The following is a 15,404-nucleotide window of genomic DNA, read 5'->3' on the forward strand; positions in this document are numbered from 1 at the left end:
GGTTTCTGACCCGCGCCCGAACAGCCCGTGACCAAGTTGGCTATCGCGGCGCAACACAGGGCGCGCACAATCGGCTTGCAGGCTGTCATAGCGTTCATGACCGACAGCGTACGACAACCCGGGCCATTCGTGGCGGATCGCCGCAGTTGCGGAAAGCCGCCCGCGCAGGGCCCCGAAAGAGCCGAAACCGCCATGAAGATGGAACCGCTGGAAAGGGTGCGCGCACCCGGTGTGAAGGCAGGCAGCCGCCGTTTCGGCCGGCTGCTGCGCACGCTGGCGCGCGCCGGTCACGGCGGTGTTCTGATCTGCGGCGGTCAGGACGTGCAATGCGATGCGCTGGCGATGGCGCTGGCGCGGCTGCGCGACCAGCCTCTGATGCGGGTCGAACTGGAAGCGGCCAACGACGAGCCGATCACCTCGGAACAGTGGCGCCCGTCGCTGCAGCAGGCGCGCGAACATTCGGCGCTGCTCTATCTGCACCTCGGCCAAGGCGCCGACACGGTTTTCGGCCGTACCGACCAGCGCATGGCCAGCGTACGCGCCGAACATCTGCTGGCCGACGTGCAGCGTGCCGGCGTCGTCGTCATCGTGGCCGGCGCTGAGCGCTACTGCATCGCGCTCGAGGCCTGCTGGCCGCGGATCAGGCTGCCGGATTCGACGCGCCGGACACTTTCGACTTCACCCAGGCCACTGCCACTGGCGCAAGTGATATCGCGATGATGGCCAGGATGACCAGCGTCAGGTTCTGCTTCACCCAGGGCAGGTTGCCGAACCAGTAACCGGCCAGCGTCAGCGACACCACCCACAGCAATGCACCGGTCACGTTGAACATCGCGAAGCGGGCGTAGCGCATCCGCGCCACGCCGGCCACGAAGGGCGCGAAGGTGCGGATCAGTGGCATGAAGCGCGCGATGATCACCGTCTTGCCGCCGTGCGTCTCGTAGAAGGCGTGCGTGCGGTCGAAGGCCGAGCGGTTGAAGAAGCGCGAACTTTCCCAGCGGAACACCTTGGGGCCGAACCACGCGCCGACCCCGTAGTTCACCGCGTCGCCCAGCACCGCGGCAATCACCAGCAGCACGATGAGCAGTCCGATGTGCATGCCGCCTGCCGCGGCGAGTGCGCCGGCGACGAACAGCAGCGAGTCGCCGGGCAGGAAGGGCGTCACCACCAGACCGGTTTCGCAGAACACGATGGCGAACAGGATGGCGTAGACCCAGGCGCCGTACTGCGCCACCAATGCCGCGAGGTGGGTGTCCAGATGCAGCATCAGGTCGACGAAGGTGGTGAGCAGTTCCATGGCAAGGCCGGCTGAAATCGAGCGGCGATGATAGCGGATGCATGTTGCGGCCCGTAAAATCGCGCACCGAATACCTTTTGCGCGCTGCCATGCCCTCGATTCACCTGTTGCCCGACCTGCTGATCAGCCAGATTGCCGCCGGCGAGGTGGTCGAACGACCGGCGTCGGTGCTGAAGGAACTGCTGGAAAACAGCCTGGACGCCGGCAGTCGCGATATACGCGTGCAGCTCGAAGCCGGTGGCGTCAAGCGGCTGCGGGTCGCTGACGACGGCTGCGGCATGCCGCCGGAAGACCTGCCCCTTGCGCTCGCCCGCCACGCGACGTCGAAGATCGCCTCGCTCGACGATCTGGAAGCGGTGGCCACGATGGGCTTTCGCGGCGAAGCGCTGGCGTCGATCGCCAGCGTTGCGCGCGTGACCATCACCAGCCGCGAAGCGGGCAGCGCGCACGCCTGGCGTATCGACAACGGCGGTTCGCCGGAGCCGGCCGCGCTCGACGCCGGCACCGTGGTCGATGTTGCCGACCTCTACTACAACACGCCGGCGCGGCGGAAATTCCTGCGCACCGAACAGACCGAGTACGGCCATTGCGACGACGTGTTCGGCCGCATCGCGCTGTCTGTGCCGCAGGTCGCCTTCCAGCTGATGCACAACGGCCGACTGATGCAGCGCCTGCCGGCGGGCGACATGGCGACCCGCGTACGTGCGCTGCTCGGCGATGAATTCATGCAGCACGCGCGCCCGGTCGAGGCCGACGCCGGCCAGATCCGCGTCAGCGGCTACGCGGCCCAGCCGGCTTTCTCGCGCTCCGGGCGCGACGCACAGTATTGCTTCGTCAATGGCCGCTTCGTGCGCGACCGCCTGCTCGCGCACGCGTTGCGCGAGGCCTATGCCGACGTGCTGCACGGCGCGCGGCACCCGGCCTACGTGGTGTTCATCGAACTCGATCCGCGCGCAGTCGACGTGAACGTGCATCCGGCGAAGACCGAAGTGCGCTTCCGCGATTCGCGTGGCGTTCATCAGTTCGTCTTCCACGCGGTCGAACGCGCGCTGGCGCCGTCGACACAGGTGGCCGCAGCCGTCGCGCCGTCGTCGCCGTTCGAGCCGTTGCCGGAGCGCCCGCAATGGCCCTCCCTGCAGCAGGGCATGAATGTCGAACAGCCGCTGGCGCGCTACTTCGACTTCGTCCGCCAGGACGCGCCGGTCGCCGCGTCGGCTGCGCCGGTGCTGCGCCCCGACCTGCCGGCGCAGCAGAACGACGCGCCGCCGCTCGGCTTTGCGCTCGCCCAGTTGCAGGGCGTATACGTGCTGGCGCAGAACAGCGCCGGCCTGGTGCTGGTGGACATGCATGCCGCGCACGAGCGCATCCTGTACGAACAGCTGAAGAAGGTGCTCGAAGGCGCGCCGGCGGTGCAGCGGCTGCTGATTCCGGCCGTGCTGTCGATGAGTACGCGCGAGGTGGCGACCGCCTTCGAGTACGCCGACGTGCTGGAGCGGCTGGGTTTCGACATCGGTCAGGCCGGCCCGAACGAACTGATGGTGCGCGCGGTGCCGGCGCTGCTGGCGCGTGCCGACACCGGTGCGCTGCTGCGTGCGCTGCTGGAGGAACTGCGCGAGGCGCCGGCCAGCCAGGTGGTGGAGCGCCGGCGCAACGAACTGCTGGCCACCATGGCCTGCCACGGCGCGGTACGTGCCAACCGGCTGCTTTCGCTGCCGGAAATGAACGCGCTGCTGCGCGACATGGAAGCCTGCGAACGCGCCGACCAGTGCAACCACGGGCGGCCGACCTGGGTCCAGCTCAGCATGGCGGAACTGGACCGCCTGTTCATGCGCGGCCGATGAGTGCGCCGGTACTGGTGCTGCTCGGCCCGACCGCCAGCGGCAAGACGGCGGCAGTCGCCCGCATCGCGCGCGTGCTGCCGATCGAACTGATCAGCGTCGATTCGGCGCTGGTGTTCCGCGACATGGATATCGGCACCGCCAAGCCCTCCGCCGAGGAACAGGCGCTGTGCCCACACCATCTGATCGACATCGTGTCGCCGGAAGAGGCCTACTCGGCGGCGCGCTTCGCCGCTGACGCCCGCCGCCTGATCGCCGACATTCGCGCGCGCGGCCGCATCCCGCTGCTGGCCGGCGGCACCATGCTCTACATCAAGGCCTTGCGCGAGGGACTGTCCGATCTGCCGGAAGCCGACGCATCACTGCGCGCCAACATCGATGCGCGCGCGGCGGAGCAGGGCTGGCCGGCACTGCACGCCGAACTTGCCCGGCTCGATCCCGATGCCGCCGCTCGTCTCAAGCCGACCGACGCGCAGCGCATCCAGCGCGCACTCGAAATCGTCATGCTGACCGGCCGGCCGCTGGCCGAGAGCTATGCGAAGCGTGAGGACGACGCGCCGCTGCCGCCGATGACCGTGCTGTCGCTCGAACCATCGGATCGCGCCTGGCTGCACCGGCGCATCGAACAGCGCTTCGACCAGATGCTGGAAAAGGGCCTGGTCGACGAACTGCGCAGCCTGCGCACGAAGTACCGGCTGGAGGCCGGCATGCCGTCGATGCGCTGCGTCGGCTACCGGCAGGTGTGGAACTACCTGGAAGGCGAAGTCGATGCATCGACCATGCGCGACACCGGCATCTACGCGACGCGCCAGCTGGCGAAGCGGCAGATCACCTGGCTGCGCTCGATGCAGATCGACCAGCGCATCGACTGCCTGCGCGACGATGCGGCGGATGCGGTGCTTGAAGCCTTCACCCAATCATGTAGGTGAAGGTTTCAAGCACCGAGAGGCAACATGCACGATGCAGGGAAGCCCGGACGAACGTCGCAGTCCGGACCTCGCACCTGCAACCGTCCGAAACGAAAAGGGCGCCTTGCGGCGCCCCTGACTTTCATCTTGCATCCTGAAGCTCAGCAGCGCGGACTCATCGCCCGCTTCAGGTCGTCCAGCTTGTGGATGCGGATGTTCTTGTTGCTGACCGACAGCAGACCTTCATCCTGCAGCCGGGACAGGCCGCGGCTGACGGTTTCGAGCTTGAGGCCCAGGTAGGAGCCGATCTCCTCGCGCGTCATGCGCAGGTTGAACTCGGTCGCCGAATAACCACGCGACGCGAAGCGCTGCGACAGGTTCACCAGGAAGGCAGCCAGGCGCTCTTCGGCACGCATGGTGCCGAGCAGCATCATCACCGCCTGATCACGCACGATTTCGCGGCTCATCACCTTGTGGAAGTGATGCTGCAGCGTGTCGATCTCGCGCGACAGCTCCGACAGGCGGTTGAACGGGATGACGCACACCTCGCTGTCCTCCAGCGCGCGCGCGTCGCAGTTGTGCTGGCCGGTACCGATGCCGTCCAGCCCCATCAGTTCGCCGGCCATCTGGAAGCCGGTCACCTGTTCGCGGCCATCTTCCGAGATCACTTCGGTCTTGAAGAAACCGGTGCGGATGGCGTACAGCGACTGGAAGGATTCACCTGACAGGTAGAGCGGCATGCCGCGCGGAATCTTGCGGCGGGCACCGATCAGCGTGTCGACGCGTTCCAGCTCGTCGTCGGACAGGCCGACCGGCATGCACAGTTCGCGGAGGTTGCAGGCAGAGCAGGCGACCTGAAGTCCCTGCGTGGTGATCGGTATCGATACGCTGTTCATTGATTGCGATCAATGCGCGGTGATGGCCGCGCTTGCATGATGAACATACCTCAAAGTGTGCCAATAAATCATGAATGTCGCAAAGGAACTGGTGTTCGACCCGCAGCTGATGCGTCGTTTCGACGTACCGGGGCCGCGCTACACCTCATACCCCACCGCCGATCGCTTCAATTTCTCGCACGACGCGCGGGCGCATGCCGCACGCCTCGCGGCGCGCACGGCGAGCGCCGGTCCGCTGTCGATCTACGTCCATATCCCGTTCTGCGACACGATTTGCTACTACTGCGCCTGCAACAAGATCATCACCAAGGATCACGCGCGTGCCGATGCCTATCTCGACACGCTGCTGCGCGAAATGGCGATGAAGGCGTCGCTGGTCAAGGGTAGCCGCGAGATCGCCCAGTTGCATCTCGGCGGCGGTACGCCCACCTTCCTGAACGACGCGCAGATGACGCGACTGATCGAGGGCCTGCGCACGCACTTCCGCGTGTCCGACAGCGCCCAGTGCTCGATCGAGCTCGATCCGCGCGGCGTCACTGCGGCCCGCATTGCACACCTGGGTTCGCTCGGTTTCAACCGCATCAGCGTCGGCGTGCAGGATTTCGATCCGGTCGTGCAGCGCGCGGTCAACCGCATCCAGAGCGTCGAAGAAACCGAAATAGTGCTGAAGGCGGCGCGCGAGAACGGCTTCGTATCAACCGGCGTGGACCTGATCTACGGCCTGCCGGGCCAGACCTTGGACAGCTTCGACGCGACGCTGGCGACGCTGATCCGGCTGGCGCCGGACCGCGTGGCGATCTACCACTACGCCCACCTGCCCAAGCAGTTCATGCCGCAGCGGCGGATCGACGAAGCCATGCTGCCCGGCCCGGAAGTGCGGCCGCAATTGCTGCGCCTGGCGATCGACCGGCTGCACGAGGCGGGCTATGTGCATGTGGGCATGGACCATTTCGCCCGCCCGGACGACGAACTGGCGCAGGCGCAGCGGCACGGCCGCCTGCAGCGCAACTTCCAGGGCTATTCGACGCACGCCGGCTGCGACCTGCTTGGTCTGGGCGTGTCCGCCATCTCCCGCGTCGGTGCGAGCTTCGCGCAGAACCACCGGACGATAGAGAGCTGGACCCAGGCCATCGACGACGGCGAACTGCCGGTCATGCGCGGTCTGAACATGACCGCCGACGACAGCGTGCGCAGCGCCGTGATCGGTGCGCTGATGTGCCACTTCGAGCTGTCGATCGAAGCGATAGAAAGCGCGTACGCGATCGATTTCAAGAAGTACTTTTCGGCGGAGCTGGACGAGCTGGCGGAGCTCGAAGCGGCCGGTCTGCTGACCATCGAGCCGGACTGGATCGCCATCACGCCGCGTGGGCGCCTGCTGGTGCGCGCGGTCTGCATGGTGTTCGACCGCTATCTGCGTCTCGACAGCGAAACGGTGCGCTACTCTAAGGTGGTGTGAGCCGGCGGTCCGACCGACCGGCGCCCGTTTTCCACCGGACCTTCAATGAACCTCGGATTGGCAGCTGTTTTCGTCGTCGGCCTGCTCGGCGGTGTGCACTGCGCCGGCATGTGCGGCGGCATCGTGTCGGCGATCTCGGCCGGCGTGCCGCAGCCGGTGCGTCGCGGCTGGCGAGCCCAGCTGCCCGCGCTGGCGATGCACGCGGCCTACAGCGGCGGGCGCATCGCCAGCTATTCGCTGGCCGGTGCGGTGGCTGGCGGTGTCGGCGGCGTCAGCCTGCTGGCCGGCGACGCCGCGCCGGTGCAGATGACGCTTTACGTGCTCGCCAACCTGATGATGATCGCGCTCGGTTTCTATCTGGCCGGTTACACGCGCCTGCTGGCGCCGGTCGAGGCTCTGGGGCGTCCGCTGTGGGCGCGCATCCAGCCGCTGGCCCGGCGTTTCCTGCCGGCGCGCACGCCGGCGCAGGCGCTCGGCGTCGGTCTGCTCTGGGGTTTCCTGCCCTGCGGTCTCGTCTACAGCATGCTCGGACTGGCGCTGCTGTCGGGTTCACCCGGCAGCGGGGCACTGATCATGCTGGCCTTCGGTCTGGGCACGCTGCCCAACCTGCTGCTGGCCGGCATGCTGCTGACCCGACTGCGTGCGGCGACCCGCCATCCGGCGCTGCGGCGAGTGGCCGGGCTGCTGGTGCTCGGCTTCGGCATCGTCGGTCTGGCGCGGGCATCCACGCTCGGCGACGGGCTGTGGAACGGCCTCATCTGCCATACTTAGACACCTTCCTATAACAAGTGTCGAGAACACCATGCGTATCCTCCTTGCCGTAGACGGTTCCGATCATGGCGTGCGCGCCACGGCCGAAGTGCTGCGTCTTGCCGCCATGCTGACCAATCAGCCCGAAATCCACCTGCTGTTCGTGCACGCCCCGGTACCGGGGGGCCTGCTGCAGCACCACGTCAGCCGTGAAGCGCTGAACGACTACTACCGCGAAGAAGGGCAGGACGCCGTGCGCTCGGCGCTGGAAACCCTGCGCAACGCGAAGATCGAGCCGGTGCTGCACCTGCACGTCGGCCCGCCGGCCGAAACCATCGCCCGCTACGCCGAACAGCACGACTGCGAAATGATCGTGATGGGCCGTCGTGGTCACGGCGCGCTCGCCAGCTTTGCCCTCGGCTCGGTGGCCAGCGGCGTGCTGCACCACTCCAACCGCCCGGTGCTGCTGGTCAAGTAAGCCCGGTACGGCCGGTGGCGCCCGCTCAGGTGCGCCGGCCGCTCGCACGCTGCCTCAAGAATTCGCGGTGGCGCGCCGTTAGCGGGACATGATGTCAATTTTTGTGTCCCGCACCCATCCATGAGCGCACCCACCGCCACCGCATCCGACCCGCTCGAAGCCTGGGTGGACCGCCTGCGCAGCCAGGACATGCCCATCTTCAGCGCCACGCTCGCCGCCATCGGCGAGGTCGCGGGCGACGAGGCGAGTCCGACTTCCGCGCTCGGTACCATCATCCTGCGCGACGCCGGCATGACCGCACGCGTGCTGAGGATGGCCAATTCCGTTTTCTTCCGTGGCGAAAGCCAGCGCGTCAGCACGATTTCGCGCGCCATCGTCGTGCTCGGCTTCGACACGGTGCGCAATATCGCAGTGTCGGTCGCGCTGATCGACGCCTTTCTCGCCGGCGGCGTGCGCGAGCGCGTGGCGGCGGAGATGGCGCGCTGTTTCCACGCCGCGGTACATGCGCGGCACGCCGCGTCGGCGCGCGGCGACGCGTCGCCCGAAGAAGTGTTCATCGCGACGCTGCTGTCGCACATCGGCGAGATGGCGTTCTGGTGCTTTTCCGGCGAGGTCGGGCAGAAACTGGACAAGGCACTGCGCCAGAGCAAGGCGCAGCCCGAACAGGTCGAGATGGAGGTGCTGGGCTTTCGCCTGCGCACGCTGACACAGCAGCTGGCGCGCGAATGGGCGCTGCCCGGTCTGGTCGTGAACGCCTGCGCCGACGGCGTGCGGCTGGACAGCCGCGAGGCGCTGGTGGTCGCCGGCTACCGGCTTGCCGTGGCAGCCGAGGGTGGCTGGGACAGCGAACGCGCACGCGGCGCGATGCGCGATTACGCCAGGGTGTTGCGGCAGGACATCACCACCGTCGCACCGGTGGTCGCCGCGCACGCTCGCGAGGCGGCCCGCATCGCCGGCTTCTACGGTTGCGAGGACGCGGCAGCGCGCATTCCGCAGCCGACACCGGCATCCGATGCTGCGCCGGCGGAGGGTGGCGACGGCGCCGAGGCGGATCCGCTGCTGCAACTGGATGTTGCGCGCCGCATGACCTCACTGATGGCGGCCCGTTCGGCCAGCACCGCGGTGCTCGATCTGGCGCTCGAAGGCGCAGGGCGCGCGCTGGGTGCCGATCGCGCAGTGCTCGCGCTGGTCGCGCCCAACCGCGCACAACTGGCTGCGCGCGCGACCGAAGGTCACGGCGCGCAGCAGCTGATGCGCCATTTCACTTTCCTGCTCGCCGGTGCGCCGCGCGACGCGCTGACCGAACTGGTCGATCACGGCCGCGTCATCGATATCGATGCCGACCACGTGCCCGCACCCGGGCTGCCCTCGGTGGCCCGCCTGCGTGCTGCGCTGGGCGAGCGGCACCAGATACTGGTGCCGCTGCACGCGCAGAATCAGGTGGTCGGCGTGCTCTACATCGATCGCGCACCGTCACGGCCGCCGTTTCCGGCCGGCACCCAGGACGCGCTGCTGCATCTGGCGCAGCTGGCCGGCCTGGCGCTCGACGCCGCGGCCGCACCGCGTCGCGGCTGAAGCGCGTACGCGGCGCGCGCGGCTCAGCCGCGACGGCGGCGGGCGGCTGCGCCGATCAGGCCCAGACCGGCCAGCAGCAGCGCGTACGTTTCCGGCTCGGGCACCGGCGCCAGCATCAGCGTGCCGGCCATCAAGCCGCTTTCTTCGAAGCCCTGGACGGTGCCGGCGGGGATGTCGATGGCCGCGCCCACCCAGCCCGGGCGGGTGATGTAGCTCAGCGACAGCGTGACCTCGGCGCCGACCACGGTGTCGAGGCTCAGATCGAACGCTTCCATCGAGCCATTGCCGGTGTAGCTCACCGACTGACCGCCCCAGGACGCGATCAGGCTGAAGGACGTGTCGGGCTGGATCACGGACAGGCTGGCCGAGAACAGCGACTCGGCGGTGCCGCTGATCAGCATGCGGATGGCGCTGCCGGCAGCTTCGCCGTCCGACGCGATCTTCAGCGTCGTATCCAGCGTCACGCGCGACGATTCAACCAGTCCCTGCAGGCCCTGTACGCCGTCGAATCCGAGCACCGAGGTGCCGCCGAGCGTAAAGCCGACGGCTGAGGCGTCGGTCTGCGCGTCCAGCGTGACTTCGCGTACCCAGTCGTAGCGGATGGTCGAGCTGCCGTCGGTCGCCGAGTCGCTGTACATGCCGAAGCCGAGCAGCGCTTGATCTGAGGACAGGTCATCGACCAGGGCGTCGGCCGACACCGTGCCGAACATGCTGGTGGTGGCTTCGGCATAGGTATAGCCACCGACGAGGCTGGGGCCGACGATCTGGAAGTGTGCAGCCTGTGCGGACAGGCCGGTGGCGGCCAGCGCGAGCGCCAGCGAGGTCTTGATCAGGTTCATTTCTGTTCTCCGGAATCAGGGGCGGGCGTCAGTCATTCTTGGTGATGCGGTTCTGCGGGCCCGGCGCGACGCCGGTCGGGTTTGCCTGCAGATAGGCTTCGAAGGCGTCGGTATCGACCGCACCGCCGAGGCGCTGCGCGCCGTCCTTCAGCACGGCGAAGCCGTCGCCGCCGTCGGCGAGGAAGCTGTTCACCGTCACCCGGTAACTGGCCGACGGATCGATCGCCACGCCATCCAGGGTCATCGACGTGACGCGCGCGTTGCAGGCGTTGCCGGCGGTGTAGGCGTAGTGGAAGCCGCGCGACACCTGCAGGATGCGGGTCGCGGTCTGGCCGTTGCAGCCGTTGAACTGCGTTTCCAGCAGCGTGCGGATCTGGGCGCCGGTCAGCGTCATGGTGACCAGCGAATTGCCGAAGGGCTGCACGGTGAAGGCGTCGCCGTAGGTCACCTTGCCATCCGGCGTATTGAACGGCAGGTCGGCACGGATGCCGCCGGGATTCATGAAGGTCACCACGGCTTCGCCGGTGCCCGCATCGTCCGTCGCGTCGAGCTGGGCGTCAGCGATCACGTCGCCCAGTGCCGATTCGCCGGCCGCGTTCTGCGAGCGGCTGATCGCCGCCGTGATCGTGCCGATGACGCGTGCCTTGGGCACGGCGGACAGCGCGTCGTAGTGCGCTACCAGATCGGTCAGCGCCGCATCTTCTTCGGTCGTGGTGCCGGTGACCAGGTTGTTGGCGGCCACCGCGATCACGTCACGCGTGCGGGTATCGATGGTGAGATCGATGTCGCTCAGGTTGCGCGCGTACTGCCCGGCCGACGTCACGCGCACCGGCTGGCCGGCAGCGTTGTTGATCAGGCAGTTGTATGCGGCGTGGGTGTGGCCGGACACCACCAGGTCGACCTCGGGGTCGAGCCGGTTGACGATGCCGACGATGGGGCCGGACGCACCGGTGCAGCCATTGATGCCGCCGGACGCAAAGCCGCCTTCGTGGATCAGCACGACGATGGACTCGATGCCCTGCGCCTTCAGTTTCGGGATCAGCGCATTGACGGTGTCGGCCTCGTCGTTGAACTGCAGGCCGGCCACGCCGGACGGCGACACGATGCTCGGCGTGCCTTCCAGCGTCATGCCGATGAAGGCCACCTTGTTGCCGAGGAAGTCCTTGACGCCGTAGCCGGGGAACACGGTGCTGCCGGTGGCGGTGTCATGTACGTTGGCGGCGAGGAAGCGGAACTTCGCGCCAGCGAATTCGCCGCCCTTCAGATCCTCGTTCATGCCCAGACCGGAGTAGGCGTCAGTCGGGTGGTTGCCGCCGTGCTGCATGCGCAGCAGTTCGTCCTTGCCTTCGTCGAACTCGTGGTTGCCGACGGCATTGAAGTCGATGCCGATGCGGTTCATCGCCTCGATCGTCGGCTCGTCCTTGAACAGCGCCGAGGTCAGCGGGCTCGCACCGATCATGTCGCCGGCCGACACCACGGCGTGCAGCGGGTTCTGCGCCTTCAGTTCCTTGATGCGGGTCGAGAAGCGGGTGACACCCGGGTTGCTGCTCGAACCTTCGAACGGCTTGATGTAGCCGTGGAAGTCGTTGAAGGCGATCAGCTTCACCTTCAGCGTGCTGCCGATCTGCGAATTGCGTGCGGCGATCAGCAGGCGGGCGCGTTCGACCGCACTGATCTTGCCGGCCTTCTGCTGCGCCAGCGTCACCGACGATACGTGGGCGATGAAGGCGGCCTGATTGCCCCACGGGTCCTCGTCGCGGATCTGGCTGTCGACGGTGGCGCAGCTGGCGTCCAGTACGCGGTTGGGCACGCCGGCATCGGTGCTGCCGAACAGTACGTTCGCGCTGTGGGTGCCGGGCGTGCAGGCGAGGGCGGACTGGCTGACAATGCCGGCCACGGCCAGCGCGAGAAGTTTGAGACGCATGGTGTTTCTCCGGAAGGGGGGCGGGCTCAGGCAGCCTTGCGGCGCACGGCGAACGACAGCAGGCCGAGGCCGGCGATCAACATGGCCCAGCTGTCGGCTTCGGGAACGGCGCTCACTTCGATGTTCAGCGTGGGGCCGGCATAGGTGTTGTTGTTGTAGCCGGCATAGGTCGCGGCCACACCGCCGTCGCCATCGACCAGCGCCAGCGTCACGCGCGAATCGGCCAGGATGTCGGCGGCCAGCGCCTGCGCGCCGGCGTTGTTGCCGGCAGCGCGATCGAACAGCGTGTAGGTGTCGACCGTGCCGCTGGACACCTGAACGAATTCATAGCTCATCACCTGCTGCGCATCGGCGAAGTCGCCGGCGAACGGGTACTGCAGCGGGCTCGGTGACACGATGCTGACGGTGTCGTTGCCGGTGAAGTAGACATCGACCGAGCCATCGGCAGTGAAGGCGGCGTTCGACTGGGTCAGCGACAGGCTGATGCTGTCGATCACCCAGCCATTGATGCCGTATTGCGCGTCGAACTGCGCCTTCAGCGACGCGATGTCGAAGCGCGCCACGCCGTACGACGCGAAGCTGCCGTAGTCGGCGCCTTCGACGTTGAAGAAGTTGATGCCGCTGCCACCGGTGCGCACGCCGCCCGGCTGGACGGTGGCGTTCTGGATGGCCTCGACGCTGGCCGCGTGGGCCGACAGGCCGGTGAAGCACAGCACGGTGGCGGCAAGCAGTTTCTGCATGTTCATGGTCTGACCTCTGTGGGGTGGAGTGGTGATTCGCGAGACCGCGGTGCTTCAGCGACGACGGCGTGCGGCGGCGCCGATCAGGCCGAGACCGGCCAGCAGCAGCGCGTACTGTTCGGGTTCGGGCACCACCTGCACGTCGACCCAGACCGCCTTGTGGTCCGAACTGGGCAGGCCGCCATACAGGCCCGGATTGCCGAAGGTGCCGACCAGATCGAACGCGTCGCCGGTGTTGTTCGCCGCCGAAGTGTCCGGATCGACCGGCCAGTAGATGCCGCTGCCTTTGACGTCCAGATTCGCCGACGGCAGCACGTAATCGACACGCAGATTGCCGGGTGCGGCATCGCTGAAGTCCGCCGTGTCCTGCGACGGATCGCCGACGTGGCTCTGATTGGCGCTGCCGTTGTTGCTGGGGTAGCCGGCCGCCGCGGTGCCGCCGTCGGATGACGGGGTGACCGAGGTGTTGATCAGCGGGTTGTCCAGCAGCTGACCGATGGCGTTGTACTGCTCGCCATTGACCGTGCCCTTGAAGCTGTCGCCGTCGAAGGGGTCGGCGTTGTAGTCGCCGGCGATGACGAATTTCGCGCCGGCTTCGAGACCGCCGGTATTGCCCTGGTCGTCGTAGATGTAATCGGCGCCGGCGACGTAGTCGGCCCAGAAGCGGATCTCATCGTGATTGCGCTTGCCGTTGCGGTCTTCCGCGCCGTCGAAGGTGGGCGGCGTCGGGTGGGCGGTCAGGAAATGCACGTCCTGACCGTTGATGCGCACCGTCACATCGACGTGGTTCTTCGACGACAGGCGCAGCGCGTCGATTTCGGCCTGCGAGTAGAAATTGCCGAGCTTGTTGGCGGTCGGGTCGTTGGTCAGCAGATTGCCCGGCATGTCCTTCCACAGAAAGGTCTGGAAGCTGCGCACGCTGACGATTTCGTACTTCGAATAGATGGTGAAGCCGTACTGCCCGCCGAAGTTTCCGAAGCCGTAGGCGTCGTCGCCGCCGGCCACCACGCCGTTGTTGTTCAGGTCGAAGCCCGACGCCAGACCGGTGTTGGTGTTCGGCGTGTAGCGATAGGCGTAGTCGACGCCCGAGGTCATGCCACGCACTGCATTGCCGTGCGCAGCCGACAGGAAGTTGTCCTGGAACAGCTTTGACGCGTTGCTCGAATAGCCCAGACCCATCGCCGTGCTGCTGGCGGTCGGCGTGCCGTTCAGGTCGAAGTCGAATTCATTCACCAGCAGCACGTCGGCATTCACGCGCTGGATGATTTCCGCCACGTTGTGCGCCTGCTGGATGCGGTTGGCGACCGTGGTGCCGACGCCGCTGGCCAGCGGGTTGGCGAGGTCGGACAGCAGCTGGCCCGATGCGTCGCGGTTCAGCGACGCATTGAAGGTGGCGAAGCGGACGGTGTCGGCTTGCGCGGCGCCGGCGGCGGTGGCTAGCAGCAATGCGGCGACGATCGGTTTCAGCGTGGCTTTCATCGGACTCTCCTGGTCGGTTCAGCGACGGGCGGCACGACGCGCGAAGGCCAGCAGGCCGAGGCCGGCCAGCAGTTGCGCGTACTGTTCGGGTTCGGGGACGGCGCTCACTTCGATGGCGATGAACTGCGTGCTCTGCGTGGCGCTGAAGTTGTTGTCGGCGACCAGCACCAGCGTGCGGTTGCCGTTGGCCAGCGTCTTGCCCCAGCTCACGCCTTCGATGTTGTCCAGCGTGATGCCTTCGTAGGTGATCGGCATTTCCAGCAGCAGCGTGCGGCGCATCGGCGTGTAGTCGGCGCCGGCCAGGCTGGCGAAGTTACTCACGTCGGTGGTTTCGGCGGTGATTTCCGCCAGCGTCAGCTGGATGGTGTTGCCGACGCCAAAGGCGAAGGCGCGCTCGATCGCGATGAACTGCGTGTCGGAAATCGCCAGCAGTTCGGGCAGGCCGTTGTCCGGGCCGAAGGGCGCGCCCGGCACTGCGTCGACCGGAATCGGCGGCAGTTCGTAGGCATATTGCGCACCGGCCGCGCCGCTCACCGGGTCGAGCGCGGTCAGGCGCACCACGCTGCCGTTGCTGATGGACGTGATCGGGCCGTCCTGCACCAGCGCGTCTTCGTTGGCGGTGTAGATCGTGCCGTCCGGCGTCACCGTGAGCGCTTCGAACAGCTTGTTGTTGCGCCCGCCCGTGGTGGCGTTGTCGACGTAGTTGTACATGGCCGGCGTGGCGAATTCGCGCACGAACACGCCTGACGTCGTCATTTCACGGACGAAGGGCTGGTAGCGGCTGGCGGCGTTCGCGTTCCAGTTGCCTTCCGACGACCAGTACAGATTGCCGTTCGGCGCGACGCGGATGCCTTCCGGGTCCACCGTGCGGGCGTTCGACGGGAAGGTCGTGCCGTCCGGCCGTTGCATGTAGGTCTGGCTGTTGATGGTGACGCCGTTGAAGCCGGCGGCGTCGTAGTCCAGCGACAGGTTGTAGAAGCGCGGCGTGCCGCGCTCGCCGCCGCGGTCATCGGCGATCGCCCAGTAGGTGCCGTCGGCGGCGCGGTCGAGGCCGGAGATGCCGCCGAATTCGACGCCCTGGAACAGCGTGCCAGTCGGCAGCGAGGTCGCGCCGATCACGCGCAGCGAGAAGTCGGCCGCCTGTGCGGCGCCGAACGAGAGGGCCACGGCGGTGGCCAGAAGCAGTTTCTTCATGATGGATTCCTGCAGGCGTGACAAACCGGC

At 67.2% G+C, this 15,404-nt stretch carries 14 protein-coding genes; 7 read left to right on the forward strand and 7 right to left on the reverse strand.

Annotation, left to right across the window (positions count from 1 at the left end):
• The first annotated feature begins 192 nt into the window (after nt 1-192).
• Nucleotides 193-720, forward strand: a complete 528-nt coding sequence (locus tag IV112_RS13665) for a hypothetical protein (RefSeq protein ID WP_304004133.1) — start codon at nt 193-195, stop codon at nt 718-720.
• Here the strand turns inward: IV112_RS13665 and IV112_RS13670 are convergent.
• Entirely contained in the window at nt 641-1,297 is a 657-nt protein-coding gene (locus IV112_RS13670; RefSeq protein WP_304004135.1) for a DedA family protein, read from the reverse strand. The two genes, IV112_RS13665 and IV112_RS13670, sit on opposite strands and share 80 nt — an antisense overlap.
• Before the next feature lie 89 nt (nt 1,298-1,386).
• Between IV112_RS13670 and mutL the strand changes: the two genes are divergently transcribed.
• Together mutL and miaA are read left to right on the forward strand one after the other, a co-directional pair.
• Entirely contained in the window at nt 1,387-3,138 is a 1,752-nt protein-coding gene (gene mutL, locus IV112_RS13675; protein ID WP_304004137.1) for a DNA mismatch repair endonuclease MutL, read from the forward strand.
• Nucleotides 3,135-4,064, forward strand: coding sequence for a tRNA (adenosine(37)-N6)-dimethylallyltransferase MiaA (gene miaA / locus IV112_RS13680; protein WP_304004138.1), 930 nt, complete (start codon nt 3,135-3,137; stop codon nt 4,062-4,064). The genes mutL and miaA overlap by 4 nt, the downstream gene beginning before the upstream one ends.
• 140 nt (nt 4,065-4,204) lie before the next feature.
• Here the strand turns inward: miaA and fnr are convergent, their stop codons facing one another.
• Nucleotides 4,205-4,939: a fumarate/nitrate reduction transcriptional regulator Fnr gene (fnr, locus tag IV112_RS13685; RefSeq protein WP_304004139.1), complete on the reverse strand. Its 735-nt coding sequence runs from the start codon at nt 4,937-4,939 to the stop codon at nt 4,205-4,207.
• A gap of 70 nt (nt 4,940-5,009) precedes the next feature.
• On the opposite strand from fnr, the gene hemN reads away from it, so the two are divergent.
• The 4 genes from hemN (at nt 5,010) to IV112_RS13705 (ending at nt 9,198) form a co-directional block, all read left to right on the forward strand.
• Nucleotides 5,010-6,395 (forward strand): oxygen-independent coproporphyrinogen III oxidase, encoded by a 1,386-nt coding sequence (hemN, locus tag IV112_RS13690; RefSeq protein ID WP_304004140.1) that lies wholly within the window; start codon nt 5,010-5,012, stop codon nt 6,393-6,395.
• Between the two features lie 45 nt (nt 6,396-6,440).
• Nucleotides 6,441-7,166 (forward strand): sulfite exporter TauE/SafE family protein, encoded by a 726-nt coding sequence (locus IV112_RS13695; protein ID WP_304004141.1) that lies wholly within the window; start codon nt 6,441-6,443, stop codon nt 7,164-7,166.
• Between the two features lie 31 nt (nt 7,167-7,197).
• A complete protein-coding gene (locus IV112_RS13700) occupies nt 7,198-7,623 on the forward strand; it encodes a universal stress protein (RefSeq protein ID WP_304004143.1) in 426 nt (141 codons plus the stop codon).
• Nucleotides 7,624-7,743: 120 nt separating this feature from the next.
• Nucleotides 7,744-9,198 (forward strand): HDOD domain-containing protein, encoded by a 1,455-nt coding sequence (locus IV112_RS13705; protein WP_304004145.1) that lies wholly within the window; start codon nt 7,744-7,746, stop codon nt 9,196-9,198.
• A gap of 23 nt (nt 9,199-9,221) precedes the next feature.
• On the opposite strand, the gene IV112_RS13710 is transcribed toward IV112_RS13705, so the two are convergent.
• From IV112_RS13710 to IV112_RS13730, 5 genes are read right to left on the reverse strand one after another with little or no spacing between them, the layout of a single operon-like run.
• Entirely contained in the window at nt 9,222-10,037 is an 816-nt protein-coding gene (locus IV112_RS13710; RefSeq protein WP_304004148.1) for an FxDxF family PEP-CTERM protein, read from the reverse strand.
• A gap of 28 nt (nt 10,038-10,065) precedes the next feature.
• On the reverse strand, nt 10,066-11,961 hold the full coding sequence (locus IV112_RS13715; RefSeq protein WP_304004150.1) for a bifunctional metallophosphatase/5'-nucleotidase: 1,896 nt from the start codon (nt 11,959-11,961) through the stop codon (nt 10,066-10,068).
• Between the two features lie 26 nt (nt 11,962-11,987).
• On the reverse strand, nt 11,988-12,707 hold the full coding sequence (locus IV112_RS13720) for a PEP-CTERM sorting domain-containing protein (protein ID WP_304004152.1): 720 nt from the start codon (nt 12,705-12,707) through the stop codon (nt 11,988-11,990).
• 48 nt (nt 12,708-12,755) lie between these two features.
• Nucleotides 12,756-14,180, reverse strand: coding sequence for an endonuclease/exonuclease/phosphatase family protein (locus IV112_RS13725; RefSeq protein WP_304004154.1), 1,425 nt, complete (start codon nt 14,178-14,180; stop codon nt 12,756-12,758).
• Between the two features lie 18 nt (nt 14,181-14,198).
• On the reverse strand, nt 14,199-15,374 hold the full coding sequence (locus IV112_RS13730) for an esterase-like activity of phytase family protein (protein WP_304004156.1): 1,176 nt from the start codon (nt 15,372-15,374) through the stop codon (nt 14,199-14,201).
• Nucleotides 15,375-15,404 lie beyond the last annotated feature (30 nt).

It is taken from the genome of Methyloversatilis discipulorum (assembly GCF_018780585.1).
Lineage (GTDB): Bacteria > Pseudomonadota > Gammaproteobacteria > Burkholderiales > Rhodocyclaceae > Methyloversatilis > Methyloversatilis discipulorum_B.